The organism is Pseudomonas moorei (assembly GCF_008801475.1).
In the GTDB taxonomy this organism is placed as follows: domain Bacteria; phylum Pseudomonadota; class Gammaproteobacteria; order Pseudomonadales; family Pseudomonadaceae; genus Aquipseudomonas; species Aquipseudomonas moorei.
In genome coordinates this window covers 423,905-446,857 of sequence record NZ_VZPP01000001.1, presented here as the reverse complement: position 1 = coordinate 446,857, position 22,953 = coordinate 423,905, and the positions used below count along the sequence as shown (strand labels likewise).

Here is a 22,953-nt window from a genome sequence, read left to right as displayed (position 1 = left end):
GCTGCTGAAACCTGGATACCTGCAGCGCTGGGCAAACCTAGGGGGTACGTATTATCTGAGCGTTATTGTTGATGATCATTTGAATGATCTCGACCGATCCGTTGATAGCGAATTGAACGCCCATGCACACCAGTATGAAACCCATCAAACGTGAAATGGCATCGATGCCCGACTCCCCCGTCAGCTTCATGATTAAATCCGACGCGCGCAAGCAACCCCAAAGTGTCAAAGCGGTGACAAGGAATATCAGTGGCGGAGCCGTCAGCAATACCCAATGTGGAAAGTTTGTACTGTTTTTAATGGTGGCCGAAGCACTGATGATCATTGCGATAGTGCCCGGGCCGGCTGTGCTGGGCATGGCCAAAGGGATGAAAGCAAAGCTGGTTTTTTTCCCCCCGTCATCGCCGACCGTTGCTACGCGCGGTTTTGGAAACAACATGCTTGAGCCGATCACGACTAGGATTCCACCCCCGGCAATTCGCAGGCCCGGAATGGAGATACTGAATACGCCCATCACAAACTCACCGATGTAATAGGTCACCAGCATGATGATGAACACGTAAAAGGCCGTCAGGAAAGCCTGCTGATTTTTTTCTTCACGACTGAACCCCTGGGATAAAGCCAGAAATAGCGCCACGGTGGTGGGTGGATTGATCAAGGGCAGTAATGCCAGCAACCCAAGTGTGACGGCGTCGAATAAATGGTTCATCCCTATACACCCTGCAAGTCACTGAAGACACTTCGTGGTGCGTCATTGCGGAGCCGGCTGCGTGTCGGCATTTTCTATAAAGCTTTCATTTCGCAACTGCACTCGAACGCCAGTCAAGTCTAGGTGCGATGTGGGTTTTCACCACTGACGGCGAGAATCTGGCCATACCTTGATTTAAATCAGATGCCCCAACCACGCGCGAATCCAACTTAGATCAACACCGTTTACATCCGAAACCGGTCCCCGCACAGGCATGCCGTCGATGTATCAGAACCTCGCCTTCTTCGCCGCCTTCCTCCTGCTCTACAGCCTATTTGCCGGGGGTATCGAGACGCGCCTGCTCAATGGTCCTCTGATGTTCATGCTCGTCGGCCTGATTCTCGGCCCGGCGTTCCTGGGCGTTTTGGCGCCCCGGATCGACAAGGACGGCCTGAAGATCCTCGCAGAGCTGACATTGGCGATTGTTTTATTCAGCGATGCCGCCAATGCCGATCTGAAGGTTCTCAAAGCCCACGAAGGATTGCCGTTGCGCTTGCTGATGATCGGGCTGCCGCTGACGATTATTGGTGGTTGGCTGGTCGGTCATTGGCTGTTTCCGCAGATACCGTCGGTGGAACTGGCAATCATGGCGACCCTCCTGGCCCCCACCGACGCGGCGCTGGGCAAGGCGGTGGTGAGCAATCCCAAGGTTCCCGGCGCCGTGCGTGAAGGGTTGAACGTTGAAAGTGGGTTGAATGACGGTATCTGCGTGCCGGTGCTGTTGATGTTCCTGGCGTTGCTGGTCGAAGAACAGACCCGGTCCCCCCTGGCACTGGCCGCGCAATTGTTCGTTGAGGAACTGGGGATCGGTGCCGTCGTCGGGCTGGCCCTGACTTTTATTGCCTGGCTGATGTTTCGCTACGCCTCAAAACAGGATTGGCAATCGCCCATATGGTCACAACTGACGCTGCCCGGACTCGCCCTCCTGTGCTTTGCCACAGCGCAAACACTCGGTGGCAGCGGATTCATTGCCGCATTCGTCGGCGGGTTACTGGCGAGCAGTCTGTTTTCCGAGCAAAAGCATCGCCTGCTTGAGTCCAGCGAAGAATTCGCCACGCCGCTATCGGTGATTACCTGGATCGTGTTCGGCGCCCTGGTCATCCCTCGGGTCTGGGGCAATCTCACCCCGGTCATCTGGCTCTATGCGGTGCTGAGTCTGACGGTGATTCGCGTGCTGCCGGTACTGATCAGCCTGGCAGGCACGGCCTTCGATTACGAAACCCGACTGTTCATCGGTTGGTTCGGCCCACGCGGACTGGCCACCATCGTCTTTGCCATCATGATCCTGGATTACCCGCTGGAGGCTGGTCGCATGGTAGGCGCCATCGCGGTGTGTACGGTCTTGCTCAGCGTGGTCCTGCATGGTTTGAGCGCCAATCCATGGGTCGCGCGGCTGGCCCGTCGCGAGCCTTGATTGACTTGTACAACTTTACCCCTAGGCTTCAGGCTTATCTGTACAGACTTTCCGATTTGTACAACGTTGCCTGGAACCTGCCATGTCCGCCTGCCAGCCCCCTTTCGCCAAGCCTTTCGCAATGCTGAACCCAGCCCCTGCTACGCGCAGCACATCGCAGCCGAGCGCCTGATGTCGAGCCGGGCATGGCTGATCGCCAACGCGCTATGGATGCAGGCCGGCTGGTGGGGCTGTGTGCTGGGCGCCAGGCACCCTTGGCTGCTACTGCTGGCAGCGGTCGGTTTGGTGATCCATGTGGCGGTTTGTCCACGGCCCGGCGAGGAAGCCCGTGCGCTCCTACGTGTGGGCGTGGCCGGTTGGTTGATGGATGCCGGCCTTGGCGCGCTGGGGGTTTTCGAATTTGACCGGCCGCCCCTGCCACTGTGGCTGGCACTGCTCTGGTTGGTGCTGGCAAGTGGACTTCGCCACAGCCTGGCCTGGGCCCGGAACCCGATGTGGTACGGCGCACTCCTCGGCCTGATCGGTGGCCCTCTGGCGTACATCGCCGGTGCGCCACTGGCCGGGGTCGGTTTGCCTTGGGGCACCCTTGGCACCGCCCTGCTGCTGGCACCGCTGTGGGCAGCAGCTTTGCCCCTCGCCCTGCGACTGGCCGCGCCGCGCTGACAAACACATGACAGCTGCTACGGCTGGCGGCGGAAGAACAGACTCACCTGCCCCAATTCGACACCCAATTTGCTCATGCTCGACCGATTGATCAGGGTGTCGTCGTCCATCAGGTACATCCAGTCGTCGAAATCCACCTCCCAATGCTTGCCGTCCACCGGCAGGTCAAGGCGATAGCGCCAGCGCAGCGCGTTGCCGGCAACCTCGCCCAGGGCTTCGCCAATCACGTCGCTCGCCCGGCCACGCCAGCGCATGGGGCCATCCGGTTCCAGGGTCCAGACCCGCTGCTGGCGCGTGCCATCGCTGTACACAAAACGCTCGTCGAGGATCAGGCGCTGTCCCTCTCTATGGCTTTCGATCTGGACGTGGAAGCGCTTGACCACTTCGCCCGAGCGATTCTGGTACAGGCCCCAGGCTTGCACCGGCCGGGAAAAGAACGCCGCCAGATCCAGGCTCGGTCGTTCCTGGGCATAGTGTTCCACGCCGACATTGCCGCAGCTGGCCAGCAACAGACTGCCAATCAGTAACAGTATTCGCCGCATGTCTATCTCCTCTTCAGAAGGCGCCTATTCAGCAGGGCCGGCCAGCCCCAGCAGGCGCTGGCGCAACTGTGGATCTCGCGCCCGCGGATCGAGCCAGATGTCGAAAAACGCACGGGCGAATCGGGTATCAGTCACTCGCCGGCGAAGCTGGTCGTCGACGTAGAACATGCAGCCTTTGTCGGGCAGGTAGACCCCGGTAATGCGCATGCCGGGCTGAACATCAACGAAGGCTTCACGCATTTCAGCGGCCCACCGCTGCAGGGTGGCGTCGTCCAGGCTCGCCCCGCCCAGGCGGCGCATTTCATCCAGGCTGGCCTTGACCAGCGTGTCCCTTGAAAGTGCACGGCGATACGTCAATTCGAGCGCAAAGGGCTGACCCCACGCCGGCGGCGCCTCGGAGCTCCACAAGCGCGCGGTGTAGAGGCTCATGCCAAACCAGCTGAAATCACCCCGGCCGACCAGACGCGCCTCGGGAACCGTGGGCCGCCAATCCGCCGAGGCCGACACGGCGAAGAACAGCAACAGCAGACAGGCCTTCGACAGGCGATGTTTGAAAGTGCGTCTTGCCTCAATCACGTTCATCAGAGCCTCCTGTCTTCAGCACAATATTGTACAAGAGTAGCTATTTGTATAGCTTTTTACCGAGATGGAGTAAAGCTTGTACAACTTTTTGCCAGGTACTCGCCTCTAACGCAGGTGAGTTCTGACTTTGCGCGTTAAATCTGGAGGTTTTTCATGGCCACGCGTACGACCCTGCTGCTCGCTTGCCTGACCCTGACCCTGACCCTGGCCTTGGCCGGGTGCGCCGGCTCCGGCGATAAACAGCCGCCCACGACCATGCAGGTTGATCTGCAACGCTACCAGGGCACCTGGTATGAGCTGGCCAGGCTACCGATGTTCTTCCAACGCAACTGCGTGCGCTCTGAAGCGCACTACGCCCTGCGTGAGGACGGCAGGATCGACGTCGACAACCGCTGCCAGGATCATGACGGCCAGTGGAACGAAGCCCGGGGCATTGCCGAACCGCAGCAGCCGGGCAGTACCGACAAGCTTTGGGTCCGGTTCGATAATTGGTTCAGCCGTCTGCTGCCGGGCCTGACCAAAGGCAACTACTGGGTGCTGTACCACGACCCGGCCTACCGCGTTGCGCTGGTCGGCCATCCCAATCGCGAATACCTCTGGCTGCTGTCGCGTACCCCCACCGTGAGCAGCGAGACCCGCGACCAGTTACTCGAGATGGCCCGCAAACAGGGGTATGACACCCACAAACTCATCTGGCGCCAGGCAGAAGCGGCCCAGCCCTGAGCGGGCCGAGCCACAGCACTATCGAGCGCCCTCTACGCGCCTTGTTCGAAACGGAACGAGGCGCCATAAGCCGACGCTGGCAAATGGCTCGATCCGTCGGCCCGCAGCCGCGAGCGGAAAGTACCGCTTTGCGGTTGGGTACGGTATAGGCCGCGCTTTTGCAGTTCCGGGATCACCAGTTCGACAAAATCCTCAAGACTGCCCGGACTGATCAGCGGATTGATCATGTAGCCACTGGTGCCGGAAATGCGCGCGTGTTCTTCGATGCGCTCGGCCACCTGTTGCGGGGTCCCCACAAGGATGAGGTCACTGCCACGGGTGACCTTGGCAAAGCGCTGTTTGACGTCGCCGGCTGTCAAGGGTTTGCCACTGCCATCGGGGTGCATCACATAAGAGGTCATGCCCTCGGTGTGAGTCGACAGTGCCTCGTTGTCGGCGTAGCGCCCGATATCGATTCCGGTGTCGCCGGCATAGCTGACCAGTTGGGCCTGCAAGTGATAGTTGCTTTGCAGTTCGTCATATTTGCGCTGGGCTTCGATCTCTGTTTTTGCCGTGACGATGCGCAACACGGTCAGGGACTTCACATCCTCACGCTGACGACCACGGGCCTGGGCCTTGGCCCAGATTTCCTCCAACCCCAGACGAATTTCCTGGGGATTGGACTTGGCAATGAAGATCAATTCAGCGTGTTTGGCGGCGAACTCACGACCACGCCCCGACCAGCCCGCCTGAATCAACAGGGGTGTGCGCTGTGGCGACGGAGAAGTCAGGTGGGGCCCGGCCACCCGGTAATGCTCACCTGCATGATTGATCGGTCGCACACGCTCGCCCCGGGCGTAGAGCTGACGCGCCTTGTCCGCGACCACGGCGTCGTCGGCCCAACTGCCTTCCCAGAGTTTGTACACCACATCAAGAAACTCTTCGGCGCGTTCATAACGATCATCGTGCTTGATCATCTGCTCCAGGCCGAAGTTGCGGGCGGCGCTGGAGAGGTATGAGGTGACGATGTTCCAGCCGACCCGGCCGTTGGTGAGGTGATCCAGCGTACTGAAGCGTCTGGCATGGGTAAAAGGATGTTCATAGCTGGTGGTCACGGTGACGCCAAAGGCCAGGTTCTGCGTGACCGCCGCCAATGCCGGGATGATCATCAGCGGGTCGTTGGCCGGTGCCTCCACAGCCCATTTCATGGCTGCATCGGCGTTGCCACCAAACACGTCGTAGAAGCCCAGGACATCACCAAAGAACAGCATGTCGAGATGAGCCTGGTCGGCAATGCGCGCCAGATTCGACCAATAGCCCAGCGAGTTGATGGCCAGTCGCTCGTCGGCCGGGTGCGTCCAGAGGCTTGGCGCACCGCCGCAGCCCACGCTGGCTTGCTCATAGAGCGCAAACAAAAGAGGTGTTGGATCGGACATCGTGGTTCTCGTCAAAAAAATAGTCGTTAAACGCGGCGGATCACCGCTGATGCTTGAAACCTTTGCCGTAGTGGCGCTCCAGGCGGTGCTGGATCAATTCAAGGCCGATGGACAACAACCAATAGATGATCGCTGCGGTGGAGAGCATTTCGATGTAGCGATAAGAAGACCGACCATAGGACTGCGCCAGGAACATGACCTCCCACACACCCATCACCGAAATCAGCGACGAGTCCTTGAGCATTGATATGAACTGACTGGTGGTCGGCGGAATGATCGTGCGCATGGCTTGCGGCAAGACGATGTGCACAAACGTCGCCGTCGGCCCAAGGCCCAGCGCCATCGCCGCTTCACGCTGCCCGGGCGCTACTGCCTGGATGCCGGCGCGAAAAATCTCGCTGAGGTAGGCGCCATAGTTGAGCGAAAGCGCAATGATTCCGGCGCTGATGGCACCCGGAAGGATCCCCAACTGCGGCAAGCCCAGATAAATCAGCAGGATCTGGATCAGCAGCGGAGTACCGCGAAAAAAAGACGCATAGAAACTGGCAATGCCGAACGCCACTGCGCTGCGTGACAGTCGCGCAAGCGCTGTCACAAAGCCCAGGATCAATGAAAGCCAGATCGAACAGAAGCACAGAAACAACGTCAGCGCGGCACCCTGCAGGAAACCGTTTGGCCCCAGATGCAGGCCGACCAGATTCGGCCACTTCTCCAGGATGATCGAAAACTTCAGATCGAAGCTCATGAAAAACATGACGCACAATCCGAACAGCGCCGCCCAGGTCAAATACAGGCGAGTGCGAAAACCAAACAGCGAGTGAAAACGACGTTTCTCGGGACCGGGGACAACCGTTGTTTTGGCTGTATATGGGTTCAGGGCTGTCATTGGCTGATGTCGGCACCGATCCACTTCTGCGAAATCTTGCTCAACGTACCGTCAGCCTTCAGTTGGCTAATGACCTCGGTGACCCTGGCATTCCATTGCGCATCGCCCTTTTCAATCGCCACGACATTGGGTTCGGCATACAACGCGTCACCGGCGATCTTGAAGCGAGGGTCCTGGGCAATACGTTCGCGGGCCGTGATGAGGTTGGTGACCATCGCGTCAAGGCGCACGCCGGTCCCTAGCGCCAGGTCCTGGAACGCGACGGTTTCATTGTCGTAGGGTGCCACCTGGACATTGTCGAATGGATAGCTCAAAGGCTTGTCCTCGGCGCCCTCAATCACCAGGTCCTTGTTCAAGTAGGCTTCGTAAGTCGACGCGCTGATCACCCCGACTTTTTTCCCGGAGAGGTCCTTGCCCGTGGCGATGTCTTTGTCCTTGGCATTGACCACGATGACCGCAGGCGACTGGTAATACTCGACAGGGAAATCGAACACTTCGGCGCGGGCCTTGCTCGGGGTCATCGAGCAAACGCAAATGTCATAGCGTCCGCTCCAGCGACCCGCCGCGATCACATCCCAGGACGGCGTTTCCAGCTTGAGCTTGACCCCCAGGCGTTGCGCAACCGCCTTGGCCACATCCACATCAAAGCCGTCCAGCTGGTTCTGCTCGTTGAGAAAAGAGAACGGCGGATAGTTTTCCATCAGGACGCCGGTCAACTCGCCTTTTTGCGTGACGCGATCAAGGGTGGTCCCTGCGAAAGCGGTCGAGCAGGCGGCCAGCAAGGCCAGGCCAAGGGGTAAAAATGCGTGTGATTTCAAAGGCGAATGCTCCAATCAGTTAATAAACCTGATTAGATTAAAACGCACTATAAAAATGTCTTGTACTAGTTTTATGGAATAAACAGCTCGTTTCAGGCTATATCCAAACAGCGGCCCCCAGCGTCTGCCCCGCGGCTTCCGGCCCGCTTAAACCGCCGGTCATTGCAACGGCGAAAACGCCGCCGGTAGATAAATCGTCGAGCGCATGTCACGCAGTTGCGGGCCGGAATTTTCCGGTGGCCAGACGCCGTCCGCGACGGCCTGGGTGCGCACTTGCAGGCGCTGTTCCAGCGTGGTCCATGGCCAGATGTGCAGGTAGCGCGGCAATGCACCGTCGGTGGCGTAGAAGGCGGCGTACACCGGCGAATATTGCTCGGCAGTGCGTGATTCCACGGACTTGACCCAGCCATCAAGGGTCGGCTGCAACCCGGCGCTGACCAGGTCGTACACGCGCATTTCGTAGAAGGGGCCATGCTGGCCGGGGCTTAAGGGTTTGAGGAATGGAAACAGGCTGTAGTTTTCGATCCGCAGATCGGTCATGAATTCGTGGGTGCCAAATACCTTGCCATCCAACAGGAAACGTTCACGCTCCGCCTGCCGCAGGCTTTCGTCGGCAAACGCGCGCAGCACGGCGATCTGGTTCAACTGGCCGATTTCCGACGCCCAGCACCCCATCAGGGTGCCGCCAACGCCGGGTTCGGCCAGTGCCGTTTCAATACACGCCAAAGCTTGCGCGACGGTGCGAACCCGAACGGTGAAGGTGATGAGCTCAAAAAAAACCATGATGTACCCCGGCCAACAGCCACTTGAAAGCCAGCAGCCTAGGGCAACGTCATGGGACAAACCATTCGGGCGATCACTCGGCAGGACGGGAAATGCCTTAGTCGGCCAGGTGGTTTCTTTAGGGCGCGGCTCAGTTCGGGTCCAGCAAGCCGCCACTCCAGTTACGCGACACCCGGCTCCCGGTAAACTTGGCGACCCCCATGCCCTGGGCAATCAAGCGATCGCGAAAGCGGGTGACCAGGCGCCCGGCTTGCTCGGCATACAACACCGCTTCCGATGACGGATCACCCGGCCGGTGCAGAATCCGTGCAAAGCGCTGACCTTCCTCGACGATATCGCCCAGCTCTTTTTCAAAGATCAGCACCCCGGGCTGCGGCGCAATAATGGTTTCCATGTGGCCCATTTCCACTGCTTCGACAGGCCAGTCAGAGGGTGGAACTGCCTCATCGATGACGCCGTATCCGCACAGCCAGGCATAGAGGCCCTCGGCATCCTGTTCGGCGAATCGATCATTGACGTCGCCCTGCCCTCGCAACTCCAGGGTCGCGGCCATGCGCGCGTCGGTCCTGCCTTCGCGCAGCCAAGGGGCGATGATGGTTTCTTCGAACGAACCGTCGCCGCCGTCGTCCCAGATGATCGCCACGGCCATTTTCATCGCCGCCGCCAATGCGCGACCACGGGGCCAGAAGCTGCGATGAACGTAGACGTAGGGCAGCGCTTCGTCGTCGGTGTGCAGGTCGAGCATCACGTCGGCCGGTGCCGCCAGCTGCACCAGTTTTTTTTGCCATTCCTGGACGTTGGTCATCGACCGTTCCATCGCCGCCGACTGGTCGAAACCCCGGTTGAAGTTATGCCCGGTGGCGTCGTGGTAACGCCCCAGAATCCGCCCCTGGCGAAACTGTCCGATGCCCAGCGGATTGGCCTGCGGCACCACGGTCACGCTGCCCTTTACCCGACCCTCGGCCTCGGCGACCCGCAGGCGCTGCATCAACAGATGCAGGACCAGCATCCCGGCGATTTCATCGGCATGCACACCGGCCTGCAAATGCACCTTCGGCCCGGGGCCATCGCCCTCGAAACGCCAGGCACCGACCTGCACCGGTTCGCCGTTGTTGTTGCGAACGTTGAACGAAATATCCTGCACCATGCGCTTGCCCTCCCCTCATCAGCGTGAAAAATCGAGGTATTGCCGCTGCCGAGACTGGAGATTGAACACACGTTCAACTAAGCTCGCCAGCGTGGAACCACTGCCAAGGAATCTTCTGTGACAACCACCGCCCCGAAAAACCGCCGCGCCGAGCCTGACGAGCGTCGCGAACTGTTGGTGGCCGCCACCCTGCGCTGCCTGGGCCGCGACGGTCATGCCGGGATTTCGGTGCGGCGCATCGCCACCGAGGCCGGGGTCTCCGTCGGCCTGCTCAATCATCATTTCGGCAGCATCGATGCCCTGATCGCCGACACCTATCAGAAACTCGCGAGCGAACTCACCACGGCACTGCTCCAGGAAATCGAACAGGCCGGCACACCCGCGCAAAAGATGGATGCGTTCCTGGTCGGCTCGTTTTCACCCAGGGTCATGGACCCGAAACTGTTGGGCGTCTGGGTGGTGTTCTGGAGCCTGATCCGGCACTCCGAACACGTCAGCCAGTCCCACGTCAAAACCTACGGCGCCTACATTGATCTGCTCCGCCAATTGCTCGACGACATGGCCGACAGCGAAGGCTTCAGGATTCACGACACGCGCCTGGCTGCCATCGGCCTATCGGCGATGCTCGACGGACTCTGGCTCGAGTGGTGCCTGAATCCCGAGACCTTCAGCGCCGCCAACGGCCTCCATATCTGTCGTTGCTGGATAAAGGGGTTGCGTCACGGAGCATTCAGCACCGACGACGTCCTGTGACGGATGCCGGCCGAAGATCATCGCCAGGGTCCCACTGACGGCGATCAGCCCGGCACCGATCATTAACGACCCATCCATCAGCGTGCCCCAGATCAGGCTCGACAGGGCAAACGCCCAGATCAGTCCGGTGTATTCGAACGGTGCGAGCAAGGTCGCCGTGGCGTGGCGGAAACTGGCGAACAGCAGGAACTGCCCCATGCCGCCCACCAGCCCTGCCCCGACCATGCCCAGCCAGGCCGGTGTCGGCGTCGGGCTGTAGGTCCATGGCAACGCCACGACCATGCAGAGCACGAACACCACGTTGGTGATCAGCATTTGCTCCAGCACCGAGGTCTGGTCATCCACCTGGCGCAACTGGATATAAGTGAAGGCCCAGCACATCGCGGCCAGCAGCGTCAGCACAACCGGCAGTGGTTCGGTCATGTTGTCCGGGCGGCAGGCAATGATCACGCCGGCAAAACCGACGATCAGGCTGAACCACTGCCAGCCGCTGGCTTGCTCCTTGAGAATCACCGCTGCCAGCACCGTGACCATGATCGGCGCGGAAAAATACAGGGTGGTCATTTCCGCCAGGGTCAGGTCCCGGGCCGCCGTGTAATACAGCAGCCAGGCCACGATCGACAGCAGGCCGCGCACCACCAGCAAGCGTCGGCTCGGTGAGGACCAGGCCCGCTGGATCAGACGCGTGCGTCCCGCTGCGAACACGACGGCGACCACCACCAGGGCGCGCCAGAACAGAATGGTCACCACCGAGTAATCAGCCACCAGCCACTTGATGACCGCGTCCTGCAACGCCAGGAACGCGTAGCCCAAGGTGCACAGGCCAATGCCCTGCAGCGAACGGTCAACCCTTGGCGAACTCATTAGGCGGACCTGCGCACGGGCGTCCCGCGCCGTTCGGCAAAGGCAAACAGCGCCTCGATCAGGAACGTCAGGCAGACATACACGCCAGCCACCAGCAACAGCGGCTCATAGACCTGCAAGGTCTGCGCCCGAACCACGTTGGCCGCGCCCAGCAAGTCGATCACCGCAATGGTCGAGGCAAGTGCCGTGGACTTGAGCAGCATCACGGTTTCCCCGGCCAGGGTCGGCAGCAGCAGGCGCAACGCCCGTGGCAAGCGCACCCGCAACAAGGACTGACGCGGGGTCATGCCAAACGCCGAAGCGGCTTCCATCTCACCCTTGGGCACCGCCAGCAGGCCACCACGGATCACTTCACCCACGTAGGCGCCCACCGACACCACCAAGGCGAACACGATGTACCAGTACCCATCGCGCAGGTACGGCCAGAGAAAACTGCCACGGATCAGCGGAAACTGCGCAAACAGGCTGCCGAGGCCGTAGTAGAAGATGTAGATCTGGATCAACAACGGTGTGCCGCGCGTCACGCTGGTATAGAACAGGCTGACCTTGGCGATCACCTTGTTTTTCGAGATCCGCGCCAGCGCCACCAGCACCGCCAGGGCGTAACCGCACACGCTGGAAACCAGCAGGATGGTGATGGTCGTTTGCAGCCCCCGGCCCAACAGCGCCGCGTATTCAATTGTCCACGCTGGAATCATGTCATTCACTCAGCCAATGGCATCCAGCGACGAATGCGTCGCTCGAGCCGTCCCGACAGGTAGTTGGACAACAGCGTCACTGCGTAATACAACGCGGCGGCCGTCAGGTAGAACAACAGATAGTGACGCGTCGAACCCGCGCCTTGCTTGGCGGTGTAGAGCAATTCGTTAGTGCCGACCACGCTGATCAGCGCACTGTCCTTGATCAGGTTGATCCACAGGTTGGCCATCCCGGCCATTGCATACGGCGCCATGATCGGCAGCGTGACGCGGCGGAACAGCCCGAAGCCGTGCAGACCGAAAGCCTTCGCCGATTCGATCTGGCCATAGGGAATCGCCTGGATGGCCGCCCGGAAAATCTCCGAGGCGTAAGCGCCCTGCACCAGCCCCAGTACCAGGATCGCCGCCAGCGGACCGCTCAGGTTGACTGCGTCGTATCCGAGGCGGGCCATCAGCGAGTTGAGCAACATGGAACCGACGTAGTACAGGAGCAGAATCAGTAACAGCTCCGGCACCGCCCGGAACAGTGTGGTATAGCCACGGGCGACGGCCGCAATCGGTTTTGGCGCACCCAGCTTGATACAGGCCACGACCAGGCCGATGGCCAGTCCGACCACAAACGCCCCCGCCGAAATCTGCAGGGTCATCCAGAGTCCCTTGAGCAGCGCCCCGCCCCATCCCTGTTCGGTGAAATTGATCAAATCGAACATTGCTGGCATTTCACTCTCCGGTTAGCAGACATCAACCAACTGACGTGATCCCTGTGGGAGCGAGCGTGCTCGCGAAAAACGTTGACGATGACGCGGTTTAACTGACGAACCGCGTCGCTCTTGCGTTCATCGCGAGCAAGCTCGCTCCTTCAGGAGTTGGGTGCTACCGTCAGAACGTCGGTTTCACACTGGTACCAAAGTAACTTTGGGAGAGGTCGTCGTAGTCCTTGCTCGCCAGCAGGGTCTTGATCGCCATATCGAGTTTGGCCTTCAGTTCGGTGTCGTCCTTGCGCAGACCGGCGCCTACACCCTTGCCGAAGATCGGGTCGTAAGGCACCGCGCCGAGGTAGGCCAGGTTGCTGGCAACGGCATCCGGGGTCTTGACGAAGGACGCCATCGCCGTGCCGTCGGCCATCATCAGGTCGATACGTCCGGCGATCAGGTCGGCGTTGGCCGAGTCCTGGGTGTCGTAATACTTAACGTCGGCAATTTTTTCGTAGTAGGTCTTCAGGTAGCTGGCACTGACCGTCGAGTTCTGCACGCCAATGGTCTTGCCCTTGAGGTCATCCGGGTATTTGGTCACGGCAGTGCCCTTCGGCCCGACCAGCGCGACAACCGAGTCGTAATAGGCCTTGCTGAAGGCGATCTGTTTTTCCCGCTCCTCGGTCACCGACATCGAAGAGAAAATCACGTCGATCTTCTTCGCCAGCAGTGACGGAATGATCCCGTCCCACGCCACTTCCTTGATCTCGCATTGCGCTTTCATTTCGCTGCACAGCTTGTGGATCAGGTCGACTTCGAAGCCCTTCCACTCACCGTTGGCCTGCTTCTCGGTGTACGGCGGATAGGGTTCGGCGGCGACCGCGAACCTGATGGGCTGCGCTTGGGCCGCGCTCATGCCCGCCAGCAATACGCAGGCCGCGCCGGTCAACCAGTGTGCAAAACGTCGATTTCCCATGATGTATTCCCGTCTTTTTATGTGTTAGCGAGTTTGATGAGCGTTGACGAATTGTCGGCAGCGCTCGCTGCGTGGGTGTACGAACACTTCGTCCGGCGAACCGGTTTCCTCGATCAGTCCTTGATGCAGAAAGGCGACTTTGGAAGAGACATCGCGTGCAAAGGCCATTTCATGGGTCACCAGGATCATGGTCCGGCCTTCTTCGGCGAGAGAGCGGATCACCCGCAGCACTTCCCCGACCAGTTCCGGGTCGAGTGCCGAGGTGGGTTCATCGAACAGCATGACCTTGGGCCGCATGGCCAGGGCCCGGGCGATGGCCACCCGTTGTTGCTGTCCCCCGGAAAGAAAAGCCGGGTACTCGTTGCGCTTGGCCGCCAGCCCTACGCGTTCGAGCAAGGCTTCGGCCCGTTCAGTGGCCTCGGCACGGCTTTCACGCAGGACCTGGGTCGGCGCTTCGATCAGGTTTTCCAGCACCGTGCGATGGGGCCAGAGGTTGAAGTTCTGGAACACCATGCCCAGGCTTGAGCGGATGCGCACAAGCTGTTTGGCATCGGACACCAACGGCGCACCGGGCCGTGTGTGGTTCAGGTGAATGCTTTCGCCGTCCACCAGAATCCGCCCCTGGTCCGGTACTTCGAGCATGTTGATGCAGCGCAGCAAAGTACTTTTACCCGAGCCGCTGGCGCCGATCAGGGAGATCACCTCGCCCTCGCGTGCTGTCAGGGAGACGCCCTTGAGCACCTCGATATTGCCGAAGCGTTTGTGTAGCTGTTCGACCTGGATCATGGTGCGGCCGGCGGCCGGTTCGACCACCGCCGACGGGGTCTCGCGGCTGATGATCGGACGTGGTGCCTCACCTTTTAGCACCAGGACAAAATCGCGAATCCGCTGGCAGGCTTCGGCCAGGCGTTCTTCGCCGAGGGTGAAGGACAACCGCACAAAACCTTGCGCCGGCTCGCCGAAGGCCGCCGCATCCAGCACCGATACCCGTGCCTCGCGCAACAGGCGCCAGGCGAACTCCAGCGACGTCAGGCCGGTGGCGCGTACATCCAGCAAGACGAACATGCCGGCGTCGGGTTTGAGCACTTCGATCCCCGGGCAATCCGATAACCCCGCCACCACCAGATCGCGGCGACGGCGATAAATATCGCGCATGCCGTGGGTCACTTCGTCGTGGGCCTGCACGGCCTTGAGCGCGGCTTCCATGACAAACCCCGGCAAGCCGTAGAGCATGCTCAACACCAGGGTTTCGGCATGCGCCACCAGCGAAGGGTCGGCAACGATCCAGCCAATGCGCCAGCCGGTCATGGCATGGGACTTCGACAGGCTGCCGATCACCACGCACCGCTCGGCCATGCCCGGCAAGGCAGCCAGGCTCAGGTGTTCGCGCTCGAACGCCAGGCTTTCATAGACCTCGTCCACCACGACCCACAGGTCATGGGCGATGGCCAGGTCGGCGATGGCTTGCAACTCTTCGCGGTTGAGCACCACGCCGGTGGGATTGTTCGGATTGGAAAAGAAAATCGCCTTGGTGCGCGGGGTAATGGCCTTGGCAAGCACCGCCGCGTCGAGGCGGAAATCGTCGCCCGCCGCACAGGGCACACGTACCAGCGTGGCGCCGGAGGCCTTGAGGGTGGCCTCGTAGGTCACGTACATCGGATCGAGGGCAATCACCTCGTCACCGGCGCTGAGCAGGCACATCGACGCGACGAACAGCGCATTCTGCGCACCGGCCAGGGCAATCACGTTTGACGCTTGCAGCTCACGCTCGAACAGCTTGCCGTAGCGCGTGGCGATGGCCTCGCGCAAAGCCAGGCGACCGGCAATTTCGGTGTAGTGGGTATCACCTTCGCGCAGCGCCTGGATGGCGGCGTCGGTGATGAAATCAGGGGTGGGAAAATCCGGGTCGCCGACGCTGAGGATGATCACGTCCTCGCCGCGACGCCGTGCCTCAAACGCCGCATTGTGAATATCCCAGGCAGCAACGCCTTGACCTGAGATCCGCTCAACAAAGGGTGAAAACCGCATGCCAGTGCCTCGTTCGAAATGAAGAAACGCAAGCCCGCAACCAGCCGGGAGAGAAGGTGCAAGGAACATAGCCCAGACTGAACACTCGTTCAATAGAATACTGATGAAGGTTCGCGTTCAGCGTAAACAGGTCGTTTTTACGACAGTCGCGGCGTTTTTGCGTACCGGCCAATCCGGGCATGCAGAAGACCGCCGGGCGACTATGCTCCTGTGAAGTTCTCCGGTCGGAAAACAGCCAATGCAATCAAGTGCTTCCCTGCTGACGCGATCCGCACGGCTATGGCTGTGCGGTGTGCTCGTCCTCGGCGGTTGCGTGCGGGTGGGACCGGACTTTCAACCGCCCGGCGAGGCTTGGGTCGATCACTGGAACACCCCCGCGATCGAGCACGCCAGCCAACGCACCCTGCAACCGGACATCCGCCAGTGGTGGCAAGTCTTCGCCGACCCGGTGCTCGACCAGTTGATCGCCGAAGCCGATGCGCACAATTCCAGCCTGAAGATCGCCGGCCTGCGGGTGATGGAGGCTCGCGCGCAGTTAGGCATCGCCCAGAGTGGCCGCTACCCGCAGTTGCAACAGGTCGCCGCCGACAGCGTGTACGTCGACCGTCATCAATCCGGGGGCAACAACCCGGTCGACAGCCAGTTCTGGCAGCACAGCGCCGGGTTCGATATCGGTTGGGAACTGGATTTCTGGGGCCGTTTCAGCCGGGCCATCGAGTCTTCCGATGCCAGTTACTTCGCCGCCGAGGCCAATTATGAAGACGGCCTCGTGCTGCTGCGGGCGCAAGTGGCAGATACCTACTTTGCCCTGCGCACCACCGAAGCGCGCTTGCGCGTGGCCAAGGACAACGCCCGGCAGCAACTACGCAACTACGAGATCACCGAAAGGCTGTTCAACAGTGGCCAGACCGCCGAGCTCGACCTGCAGGGGGCCAAGACCCAATACCTCGCCACCTTGAGCACCCTCCCTGTCCTGGCAGACCAGTTATCGAGCACCCGCAATGCGCTGACCGTGCTGATCGGGCGACCACCCGGTGCACTGCCGCAGGTGGTCGAGAGCACCGGGTTGATTCCATTGGTGGACCGTGCCGTATTGCAGGACGTGCCGGCCAATCTACTGTTACGCCGCCCCGACGTACGCGCCGCCGAACTGAATGTCGCCGCGCAGTCCGCATTGATTGGCGTGGCCGAAAGCGATTTCTACCCGTCGCTGTCTTTGCTGGGCAGCATCGTCTGGTCGACCGATACCTTGAGCGGCACATCACGCAGTCTCGATCTGGTCGGAGGGCCCAGCCTGCGCTGGAACGTGTTCGACCATGGCCGCATCAGCAACAACGTGCGGGTCCAGGATGCGCGCTTGCAGCAATTGATCGAGGCCTACCGCGACAAGGTGCGCCAGGCGGCACGCGAAGCCGATGACGCCGCCAACGGCTTGACCCATGCTTTGCAGCGCGAACGCATCCTGCGCGAGGCCGAAGGCGCGGCTAAACGCTCGCTGGACCTGGCGGTCATCCTGTACCGCGAAGGCTATTCGGATTTCCAGCGGGTGCTGGATGCCCAGCGTGCCTTGCTGGAACTGCAGGACAGTTACCTGCTCAGTCGAGGCGATGCGGTGAGTAATGTGATTGCCCTGTACAAGGCCATGGGCGGCGGCTGGTACAGCGCCCAGCCCAGGGTCGACGCGGCCACGCGCCAACAGATGGAACAACGCACCGACTGGGGCGACCTGCTGAACGACCCCCCGGCCGCGCAGCCCGCCTCCCCCCTTGCCCAACCAGGTAATAAACCATGAGTGAAGCCGCCTCCACCCCGCCGCCAGCGGAACCCGCCGCCGACCCGACGAAAAAAGGCGTGAAATGGGTGTTGCTGCTGATTGTCGTGAGCCTGGCCTGGTACCTGCTGGCTGACCGATTCACGCCCTATACGCAGCAGGCACGGGTCGGTGCCTTTGTGATTCCGGTGGCGGCGGAAGTTTCCGGCCGGGTGATTCGCGTCAACGTGCGCAACAACCAGGACGTCAAGGCGGGCGACGTGATTTTCGAGATCGACCCGCAGCCCTACCAGATCGCGGTCGACCGGGCCCGGGCGGATCTCGAATCCACCCGTCGACAAGTCGGCGCCAGCACCGCCGGCATCGCCTCGGCCCAAGCCAACTTGCGCGCCGCGCAGGCCAACGAACTCAAGGCGAGGCAGGACAATCAACGACTGGAAGGCTTGTATCGCGAGGACCCCGGAACCATTTCCGTGCGCCTGCTGGAAGTGTCCCGCGCCAACCGCGAACAGGCCGTCAGCCAGGTCGCCGCCGCCCGCGCCGAAGTGCAGCGCGCCCGCGAGCAGGAAGGCGGCAACGAGGAGTCCAACGCCCTGCTGCGCAGTGCCGCCACCGCTCTGTCGAAAGCCGAACTGGATCTGTCCAACACCCAGGTCCATGCACGCTCGGCCGGTTTGATCACCGACCTGCGCACCGATGTCGGCCAGTTCGCCGCGGCCGGGAACCCGGTGATGACCCTGATTGCGATCCACGACGTCTGGATCAGTGCCGACATGACCGAGAACAACCTCGGCCTGATGCGTCCCGACAGCCCGGTGTTGATCGCACTGGATGCGTTGCCCGGCGAAGTGTTTGCCGGGCGCGTGCGCAGTATCGGTTATGGGGTCAGCGTCGGGCAGCCGACCGCTCCCGGAAGTCTGCCCACGGTGCAGAACAGCCGCGACTGGCTGCGTCCGGCCCAGCGCTTTCCGGTGATCATCGAGTTCTCGCCGGACGCCTTGACCATGCTCAAGGACAACCGTGCCATTCGTGCCGGCGGCCAGGCCGAGGTCATGGCCTTCCCGTCCGAGGGCAATGTCCTCAATCCCCTGGGCCGGATGTTTTTGTGGCTGATGAGCTGGCTGTCCTATGCCTACTAAACGCCCGCCGCGGGTCCAGCGCGCGTTGCGCCTGGCCTGTGGCACCGCGCTGTGCCTGGCCGCGAGTTTCGGCCTGGCGTTGCCGATCCCGTTCCTCGCGCCGGTGCTCGGTGCCTTGCTGCTGGTCAGCCTCAATCGTCCGTTACCATTCAAGGCCGCCCTGGTGCTGGCGGTGACCGCGATGCTGACCACCGGCATTGGCCTGCTGTTGATCCCGGTGTTGCGCTACTACGCCTTCAGCGGCGTGCTGTTGATTGGCATCGGCCTGTTGATGGTCTTTCGATATGGCCAACGGGGTGGCAACAATCTGGTCGTCACCTTTCTGGTGATCGGCCTGACCATGATTCCCTCGGCCGGGGTCGTCGATTTCGGTCTGGCAGCAATGGTCATCAAGGCGCTGATCAGTGGCTTGCTGTTGGCCGTGACGATCGGTGCCTTCAGCCACTGGCTGTTCCCCGAACCGGACAATGCCCCGGCGCCGCCGCCCGCTGCCGCACTGCCGGAGGCCGACGTCGACCGGGTCGCGCTAAGGGCCACCCTGATCGTGATGCCGACCTTCCTGCTGGCGCTGATCGATCCCGCCAGCTACCTGCCGATCGTCCTCAAAGCCGTCAGCCTCGGCCAGCAGAGTTCCAGCACCAACACCCGCGACGCCGCGCGCGAGCTGGTTGGCTCGACCTTGCTCGGCGGTCTGCTGGCGATCCTGTTCTGGAGTGCACTGAGCGTGTTTGTGCATCTGTGGATGTTCTTTTTGTGGATGCTGCTGTTCGCCCTGATCCTGGCGCGCAAGCTCTATGGCCTGAGCCCGGGTCGGCTGAGTCCGGGCTTCTGGCTCAATACCCTGATCACACTGATTATCCTGCTGGGGCAGTCGGTTCAGGACAGCCTGCTGGGAAAGGACGTCTACACCGCGTTCGCGATTCGCATGGGGCTGTTTATCGCGGTGACGCTATATGCGTGTTTGATGGTGCATTGGCTGGATAAGCGACCGGCCACAACAATCGTTGCGCGCCTGCACTGATCTTGTGAGTTGAACTGACCTTGTGGCGAGGGAGCTTGCTCCCGCCGGACTGCGCAGCAGGCCCTTCTTTTCATGCATCGTAGGGCCACTTCGCGTCCCAGCGAGGCGGTGGTCCCACAAACGCCCTTGCCATAAGGCCGGTCTACACCTGCTCAGGGATTAACCTGATACCCCTTGCCCTGCAGGCAGCTCGTATAAGCGGCAGAAGTGGTCGAGGCGTTGGTTTTCTCCTGGGCACGCCGCTCCTGACGCTGGCGCGAACCACCGACCACGGCACCGGCCGCAGCGGTCTGTTTGGCGCGGTCTTGCCGGTAGTCCTGCTTGGTATTGTCATCGACGCGATCATAGATCTCGTCATGCTGATTTCCGCGCACCTGCGCCGCCGTGGCGCCGGCGGCAGCCCCCACAGCCGCGCCCTTGACCCGTCCACCGGAAGGCGTCGAGGTCGTCGATGTACTACTGGCGGCGATGCTGTTGCATTCATTGATGTCGAGTTGGGTCTGTTGCGAACTCTGGCCCTTCATCGGTACGACCGTTTGTGCCCAACCCTGGACACTGAAAACCGACAATACGACGCACAGGCCGATGGGCGACAATCTGTTCATGATGTCCTCCGGATGGGCGCGAGTGGCCCTCAGAAAGTGTAGATCAGCCCTCCTCGCCAACCTCCATGACCAGACAATTTCCGACCCAGCGCACCGGTACCGCCTCCAGCTGCGCGCCCTTGCACGGCCCGTCGATGCAGTGCCCGTCTTCGAAGCGAAACATCGCACTGTGGTGCGCGCACATCAGCACCTTGCCGCCATAGGTGCAAAATTCCTGCGGGCGATAGTCCAGCGGTGCCGAAAAATGCGGGCAGCGGTTGATGTACACCCAGACCTGCTCGCCCTGGCGCACCGCCACCAGGCCGGCCGGGTGCCGTTGCTGGTAGTGCGGCAGGCCCAGGGCGCCGCCGTCAACGATGTCTTCGCGTTGGCACAATGTGATGAGGGTCATGATCAGCCTCGCAACTCGGGGTTGCCGAGACTCCAGAGCCAGGGTCGAATCTGCATGTTGGCGAACAGCCCGGCCTGAACATAGGGATCGTCCTGCAGGAACGCCTCGACCTCGGGCAGGCTGCCGGCCTCGATCACCAGCAACGTGCCATTCATCGCTGTGCCGGCATCATCCAGCGTCGGGCCGCCGAACCGCACGACCACCCGATGGTTGCCGGTCGCACGCAAATGTGCCTGGTGGCTCGGTCGCAGGCGCTGACGCAAGGCCAGCGTGTCCGGACGGTCGGTGGCAAATACCGCAAAAAACTGGCCCATGACTCACTCGCCTTCCATGACGAATTCGTAACAGGCACGCTTGAACGGCAGCGCCATACCCAGCCGTGCGGACACCTCATCGTGGCTGACCCGGTCTTCATAGATCACCTGCAACGACGGCTTGACCCCGAACACCGCGTCGGACTTCAGGTACGGGTCATCGTGGTTGAACAGGTGCGTCACCAGTTTGCGATGCCCCGGCACCTGGATCATGAAATGCAGGTGCGCCGGCCGCCAGGCATGCCGGTTGGCCGCATCGAGCATGCGTCCCACCGGGCCATCGGTCGGTATCGGGTAGGCCACCGGGACAATCGTGCGAATCGCGAAACAGCCGTCGGCGTCGGTGCGATAGCGACCGCGCAGGTTGCCGAACGGCTGTTCGGTGTCCTGCCCCGAATACATGCCGTTTTCGGCGGTCTGCCACACGTCCAGCACCGCGTCGGCCAAGGCATTGCCCTGGGTGTCGACCACCCGCCCGCGCACCAGCGCCGTCTCGCCAGGGGTGAAGGCCATGTTTTCGCCGAACGCGCGCTCGGGCATGCCTTCGATGTAGAACGGCCCGAACACCGTGGTCTCGGTGGCTGTGGCGCTGTGCCGATGGTTGATCGCGTCGACCAGCATCGACACCCCGAGGGTGTCCGAGAGCAGGATGAATTCCTGGCGCACCAGGCCATCGCACTTGTGGCCGGTATCGGTCAGAAAGCGGATGCCTTCGAACCACTCCTGCTCGGTCAGCTCAACCTCACTGACGAACGCATGCAGGTGGCGAACCAGGCTTTGCATGATGTGCCGGTAACGCGCATTGGGCGCGTCGCCGAAGCTGTTCACCGCCTGCTCGGAGATGAGTCTTTCTATGGCTTTGTCTTGATCGGTCATTTTTTTATTCCGACAGGTGCTGACCGCACGGTTGATCAGGCTGGTGCCAGGCCTTTCAGGGCGCGGGTCAGCAACGCTTCGATCGGGTCTTGTTCGAACGGCCGTGGATTGTAGTAAGGGCTGGCGCAGGCAATTTGCGCCGCCTCGGCCGGGCCGTGTTCCGGCAGGCCGATGTCCGCCAGTGCCAGGGGTATGCCCAGTTTCTGATTCAACGCGTACAGCAAGGCGCCGACCTCGCTCGCCTCGCTGCCACCCAGTGCACGGGCCGCGCGTTGCAACGGCCCGGCGGCCGCTTCGCGGTTGTAATGCGCGGCATGGGGCAGGACGATGGCGTGCGCCTGGGCGTGGGGCAGATTGAAGGTTCCGCCCAGGGTATGGCACAGCTTGTGGTGCAAGGCCATGCCGACCGACCCCAGGCAGATGCCCGCCAGCCACGCGCCGTACAACGCCTGGCTGCGTGCCTCTGGATCATTGGGGTCATTGACCACACCCGGCAAGGCTTGGGCCAGCGAACGGATCGACTCTTCGGCCATGAAGCCGATGATCGGATTGGCGTCCTGGGCGTACAGCGCTTCCACCGCGTGGGCCATGGCATTCATGCCCGAGCAGGCGGAAATCTGCGCTGGCAAGGTCAGGGTCAATTGCGGGTCGTAGATCACGGTTTTCGGCAGCACCCGTGGGTCGCGCCCGGTTTTCTTCAGGCGGTTTTCGGTCAGGCCGTAGATCGGCGTCATCTCCGAACCCGCATAGGTGGTCGGCACCGCCACGATCGGCAGTCCCGAGTCCATGGCAATGGCCTTGCCCAGGCCGATGGTCGAACCGCCGCCGATGGCCACGCAGCAATCGGCATCCAGACGGGCCGCCTCGATGCGCGCCGCTTGCGCCACTTCCAGCGGCACGTGCATCACCGCGTGCGGGTAGACCCCGGCGGCGCGCTCACCGAGCAACGCCGCGACCTGTTCGCCCAGGCCGTGCTGTTCCGGGGTGGTGAGGATCAGCGCCCGACGAGCGCCCAGACGCTCGATTTCTTCGGTCAGTGCCGAGAGCTTGCCCCAGCCGAACACCACGCGGGTCGGCAGGCTTTGGTAAACAAAGGGATTCATG

At 61.5% G+C, this 22,953-nt stretch carries 24 protein-coding genes and 1 pseudogene; 7 read left to right on the top strand and 18 right to left on the bottom strand.

The window, feature by feature from the left end; genetic code table 11:
* Positions 1-37: 37 nt before the first annotated feature.
* Positions 38-709 carry a MarC family NAAT transporter gene (locus tag F7R06_RS02210; protein ID WP_090321902.1) on the bottom strand — a complete coding sequence of 224 codons (672 nt, stop codon included), beginning with the start codon at positions 707-709 and terminating at the stop codon, positions 38-40.
* Between the two features lie 262 nt (positions 710-971).
* Between F7R06_RS02210 and F7R06_RS02205 the strand changes: the two genes are divergently transcribed.
* Positions 972-2,162, top strand: coding sequence for a cation:proton antiporter (locus tag F7R06_RS02205; RefSeq protein WP_090321905.1), 1,191 nt, complete (start codon positions 972-974; stop codon positions 2,160-2,162).
* Positions 2,163-2,333: 171 nt separating this feature from the next.
* Positions 2,334-2,825 (top strand): DUF2878 domain-containing protein, encoded by a 492-nt coding sequence (locus F7R06_RS02200; RefSeq protein ID WP_090321907.1) that lies wholly within the window; start codon positions 2,334-2,336, stop codon positions 2,823-2,825.
* Between the two features lie 17 nt (positions 2,826-2,842).
* Here the strand turns inward: F7R06_RS02200 and F7R06_RS02195 are convergent, their stop codons facing one another.
* Positions 2,843-3,367 (bottom strand): DUF3833 domain-containing protein, encoded by a 525-nt coding sequence (locus F7R06_RS02195; protein ID WP_090321909.1) that lies wholly within the window; start codon positions 3,365-3,367, stop codon positions 2,843-2,845.
* A gap of 24 nt (positions 3,368-3,391) precedes the next feature.
* Positions 3,392-3,949 (bottom strand): chalcone isomerase family protein, encoded by a 558-nt coding sequence (locus F7R06_RS02190; RefSeq protein WP_090321912.1) that lies wholly within the window; start codon positions 3,947-3,949, stop codon positions 3,392-3,394.
* A gap of 153 nt (positions 3,950-4,102) precedes the next feature.
* On the opposite strand from F7R06_RS02190, the gene F7R06_RS02185 reads away from it, so the two are divergent.
* Positions 4,103-4,672, top strand: coding sequence for a lipocalin family protein (locus tag F7R06_RS02185; protein WP_090321915.1), 570 nt, complete (start codon positions 4,103-4,105; stop codon positions 4,670-4,672).
* A gap of 32 nt (positions 4,673-4,704) precedes the next feature.
* Here the strand turns inward: F7R06_RS02185 and F7R06_RS02180 are convergent, their stop codons facing one another.
* The 5 genes from F7R06_RS02180 to F7R06_RS02160 all read right to left on the bottom strand — a co-directional run bounded on the left by F7R06_RS02180 (position 4,705) and on the right by F7R06_RS02160 (position 9,721).
* Positions 4,705-6,087, bottom strand: a complete 1,383-nt coding sequence (locus F7R06_RS02180; RefSeq protein WP_090321917.1) for an LLM class flavin-dependent oxidoreductase — start codon at positions 6,085-6,087, stop codon at positions 4,705-4,707.
* Positions 6,088-6,127: 40 nt separating this feature from the next.
* Positions 6,128-6,973, bottom strand: a complete 846-nt coding sequence (locus F7R06_RS02175) for an amino acid ABC transporter permease (protein WP_090321919.1) — start codon at positions 6,971-6,973, stop codon at positions 6,128-6,130.
* Positions 6,970-7,674 carry a transporter substrate-binding domain-containing protein gene (locus F7R06_RS02170; protein WP_425415224.1) on the bottom strand — a complete coding sequence of 235 codons (705 nt, stop codon included), beginning with the start codon at positions 7,672-7,674 and terminating at the stop codon, positions 6,970-6,972. Before F7R06_RS02170 ends, F7R06_RS02175 begins: the two co-directional genes overlap by 4 nt.
* Positions 7,675-7,950: 276 nt before the next feature.
* On the bottom strand, positions 7,951-8,574 hold the full coding sequence (locus F7R06_RS02165) for an NIPSNAP family protein (RefSeq protein ID WP_090321926.1): 624 nt from the start codon (positions 8,572-8,574) through the stop codon (positions 7,951-7,953).
* A gap of 130 nt (positions 8,575-8,704) precedes the next feature.
* Positions 8,705-9,721, bottom strand: a complete 1,017-nt coding sequence (locus tag F7R06_RS02160) for a M14 family metallopeptidase (protein ID WP_090321929.1) — start codon at positions 9,719-9,721, stop codon at positions 8,705-8,707.
* Between the two features lie 117 nt (positions 9,722-9,838).
* Here F7R06_RS02160 and F7R06_RS02155 point away from each other — a divergent pair.
* Positions 9,839-10,378: pseudogene (locus tag F7R06_RS02155) on the top strand (TetR/AcrR family transcriptional regulator); the annotation flags it as partial.
* On the opposite strand, the gene F7R06_RS30960 reads toward F7R06_RS02155, so the two are convergent.
* The 5 genes from F7R06_RS30960 to F7R06_RS31205 form a co-directional block, all read right to left on the bottom strand.
* Positions 10,334-11,338: a DMT family transporter gene (locus F7R06_RS30960; RefSeq protein WP_090321935.1), complete on the bottom strand. Its 1,005-nt coding sequence runs from the start codon at positions 11,336-11,338 to the stop codon at positions 10,334-10,336. The pseudogene F7R06_RS02155 and the gene F7R06_RS30960 overlap by 45 nt on opposite strands.
* Positions 11,338-12,036, bottom strand: coding sequence for an ABC transporter permease subunit (locus tag F7R06_RS02145; RefSeq protein WP_090327325.1), 699 nt, complete (start codon positions 12,034-12,036; stop codon positions 11,338-11,340). Before F7R06_RS02145 ends, F7R06_RS30960 begins: the two co-directional genes overlap by 1 nt.
* 5 nt (positions 12,037-12,041) lie before the next feature.
* Positions 12,042-12,755, bottom strand: a complete 714-nt coding sequence (locus tag F7R06_RS02140) for an ABC transporter permease (RefSeq protein WP_090321938.1) — start codon at positions 12,753-12,755, stop codon at positions 12,042-12,044.
* Between the two features lie 160 nt (positions 12,756-12,915).
* Positions 12,916-13,704, bottom strand: a complete 789-nt coding sequence (locus F7R06_RS02135; RefSeq protein WP_090321941.1) for a transporter substrate-binding domain-containing protein — start codon at positions 13,702-13,704, stop codon at positions 12,916-12,918.
* 24 nt (positions 13,705-13,728) lie between these two features.
* Entirely contained in the window at positions 13,729-15,732 is a 2,004-nt protein-coding gene (locus F7R06_RS31205; protein WP_090321944.1) for an aminotransferase class I/II-fold pyridoxal phosphate-dependent enzyme, read from the bottom strand.
* 238 nt (positions 15,733-15,970) lie between these two features.
* On the opposite strand from F7R06_RS31205, the gene F7R06_RS02125 reads away from it, so the two are divergent.
* The 3 genes from F7R06_RS02125 to F7R06_RS02115 are packed head-to-tail and all read left to right on the top strand — an operon-like array spanning position 15,971 to position 19,663.
* The gene (locus F7R06_RS02125) at positions 15,971-17,524 is read left to right on the top strand and encodes an efflux transporter outer membrane subunit (RefSeq protein ID WP_090321947.1); all 1,554 of its coding nucleotides are present in this window, start codon (positions 15,971-15,973) and stop codon (positions 17,522-17,524) included.
* On the top strand, positions 17,521-18,642 hold the full coding sequence (locus F7R06_RS02120; protein WP_090321950.1) for an HlyD family secretion protein: 1,122 nt from the start codon (positions 17,521-17,523) through the stop codon (positions 18,640-18,642). The genes F7R06_RS02125 and F7R06_RS02120 overlap by 4 nt, the downstream gene beginning before the upstream one ends.
* Complete coding sequence (locus F7R06_RS02115) at positions 18,632-19,663, top strand: DUF2955 domain-containing protein (protein WP_090321952.1); 1,032 nt, start codon at positions 18,632-18,634, stop codon at positions 19,661-19,663. The genes F7R06_RS02120 and F7R06_RS02115 overlap by 11 nt, the downstream gene beginning before the upstream one ends.
* A 152-nt stretch (positions 19,664-19,815) precedes the next feature.
* On the opposite strand, the gene F7R06_RS02110 is transcribed toward F7R06_RS02115, so the two are convergent.
* From F7R06_RS02110 to F7R06_RS02090, 5 genes are read right to left on the bottom strand one after another with little or no spacing between them, the layout of a single operon-like run.
* Positions 19,816-20,268, bottom strand: a complete 453-nt coding sequence (locus F7R06_RS02110) for a YMGG-like glycine zipper-containing protein (RefSeq protein WP_090321955.1) — start codon at positions 20,266-20,268, stop codon at positions 19,816-19,818.
* A gap of 43 nt (positions 20,269-20,311) precedes the next feature.
* Positions 20,312-20,659 carry a Rieske (2Fe-2S) protein gene (locus F7R06_RS02105; RefSeq protein WP_090321958.1) on the bottom strand — a complete coding sequence of 116 codons (348 nt, stop codon included), beginning with the start codon at positions 20,657-20,659 and terminating at the stop codon, positions 20,312-20,314.
* A 2-nt stretch (positions 20,660-20,661) separates the two neighbouring features.
* Complete coding sequence (locus F7R06_RS02100) at positions 20,662-20,973, bottom strand: YciI family protein (RefSeq protein ID WP_090321961.1); 312 nt, start codon at positions 20,971-20,973, stop codon at positions 20,662-20,664.
* Between the two features lie 3 nt (positions 20,974-20,976).
* Positions 20,977-21,849: a dioxygenase family protein gene (locus F7R06_RS02095; protein ID WP_090321963.1), complete on the bottom strand. Its 873-nt coding sequence runs from the start codon at positions 21,847-21,849 to the stop codon at positions 20,977-20,979.
* A gap of 35 nt (positions 21,850-21,884) precedes the next feature.
* Entirely contained in the window at positions 21,885-22,952 is a 1,068-nt protein-coding gene (locus F7R06_RS02090) for a maleylacetate reductase (RefSeq protein ID WP_090321966.1), read from the bottom strand.
* Position 22,953 lies beyond the last annotated feature (1 nt).

Bases quoted from the DNA above. Each gene is read 5' to 3' on its own strand.
- F7R06_RS02210 (WP_090321902.1), bottom strand. From the start codon at position 709: ATGAACCATTTATTCGACGCCGTCACACTTGGGTTGCTGGCATTACTG.
- F7R06_RS02205 (WP_090321905.1), top strand. From the start codon at position 972: ATGTATCAGAACCTCGCCTTCTTCGCCGCCTTCCTCCTGCTCTACAGC.
- F7R06_RS02200 (WP_090321907.1), top strand. From the start codon at position 2,334: ATGTCGAGCCGGGCATGGCTGATCGCCAACGCGCTATGGATGCAGGCC.
- F7R06_RS02195 (WP_090321909.1), bottom strand. From the start codon at position 3,367: ATGCGGCGAATACTGTTACTGATTGGCAGTCTGTTGCTGGCCAGCTGC.
- F7R06_RS02190 (WP_090321912.1), bottom strand. From the start codon at position 3,949: ATGAACGTGATTGAGGCAAGACGCACTTTCAAACATCGCCTGTCGAAG.
- F7R06_RS02185 (WP_090321915.1), top strand. From the start codon at position 4,103: ATGGCCACGCGTACGACCCTGCTGCTCGCTTGCCTGACCCTGACCCTG.
- F7R06_RS02180 (WP_090321917.1), bottom strand. From the start codon at position 6,087: ATGTCCGATCCAACACCTCTTTTGTTTGCGCTCTATGAGCAAGCCAGC.
- F7R06_RS02175 (WP_090321919.1), bottom strand. From the start codon at position 6,973: ATGACAGCCCTGAACCCATATACAGCCAAAACAACGGTTGTCCCCGGT.
- F7R06_RS02170 (WP_425415224.1), bottom strand. From the start codon at position 7,674: ATGGAAAACTATCCGCCGTTCTCTTTTCTCAACGAGCAGAACCAGCTG.
- F7R06_RS02165 (WP_090321926.1), bottom strand. From the start codon at position 8,574: ATGGTTTTTTTTGAGCTCATCACCTTCACCGTTCGGGTTCGCACCGTC.
- F7R06_RS02160 (WP_090321929.1), bottom strand. From the start codon at position 9,721: ATGGTGCAGGATATTTCGTTCAACGTTCGCAACAACAACGGCGAACCG.
- F7R06_RS30960 (WP_090321935.1), bottom strand. From the start codon at position 11,338: ATGAGTTCGCCAAGGGTTGACCGTTCGCTGCAGGGCATTGGCCTGTGC.
- F7R06_RS02145 (WP_090327325.1), bottom strand. From the start codon at position 12,036: ATGATTCCAGCGTGGACAATTGAATACGCGGCGCTGTTGGGCCGGGGG.
- F7R06_RS02140 (WP_090321938.1), bottom strand. From the start codon at position 12,755: ATGCCAGCAATGTTCGATTTGATCAATTTCACCGAACAGGGATGGGGC.
- F7R06_RS02135 (WP_090321941.1), bottom strand. From the start codon at position 13,704: ATGGGAAATCGACGTTTTGCACACTGGTTGACCGGCGCGGCCTGCGTA.
- F7R06_RS31205 (WP_090321944.1), bottom strand. From the start codon at position 15,732: ATGCGGTTTTCACCCTTTGTTGAGCGGATCTCAGGTCAAGGCGTTGCT.
- F7R06_RS02125 (WP_090321947.1), top strand. From the start codon at position 15,971: ATGCAATCAAGTGCTTCCCTGCTGACGCGATCCGCACGGCTATGGCTG.
- F7R06_RS02120 (WP_090321950.1), top strand. From the start codon at position 17,521: ATGAGTGAAGCCGCCTCCACCCCGCCGCCAGCGGAACCCGCCGCCGAC.
- F7R06_RS02115 (WP_090321952.1), top strand. From the start codon at position 18,632: ATGCCTACTAAACGCCCGCCGCGGGTCCAGCGCGCGTTGCGCCTGGCC.
- F7R06_RS02110 (WP_090321955.1), bottom strand. From the start codon at position 20,268: ATGAACAGATTGTCGCCCATCGGCCTGTGCGTCGTATTGTCGGTTTTC.
- F7R06_RS02105 (WP_090321958.1), bottom strand. From the start codon at position 20,659: ATGACCCTCATCACATTGTGCCAACGCGAAGACATCGTTGACGGCGGC.
- F7R06_RS02100 (WP_090321961.1), bottom strand. From the start codon at position 20,973: ATGGGCCAGTTTTTTGCGGTATTTGCCACCGACCGTCCGGACACGCTG.
- F7R06_RS02095 (WP_090321963.1), bottom strand. From the start codon at position 21,849: ATGACCGATCAAGACAAAGCCATAGAAAGACTCATCTCCGAGCAGGCG.
- F7R06_RS02090 (WP_090321966.1), bottom strand. From the start codon at position 22,952: ATGAATCCCTTTGTTTACCAAAGCCTGCCGACCCGCGTGGTGTTCGGC.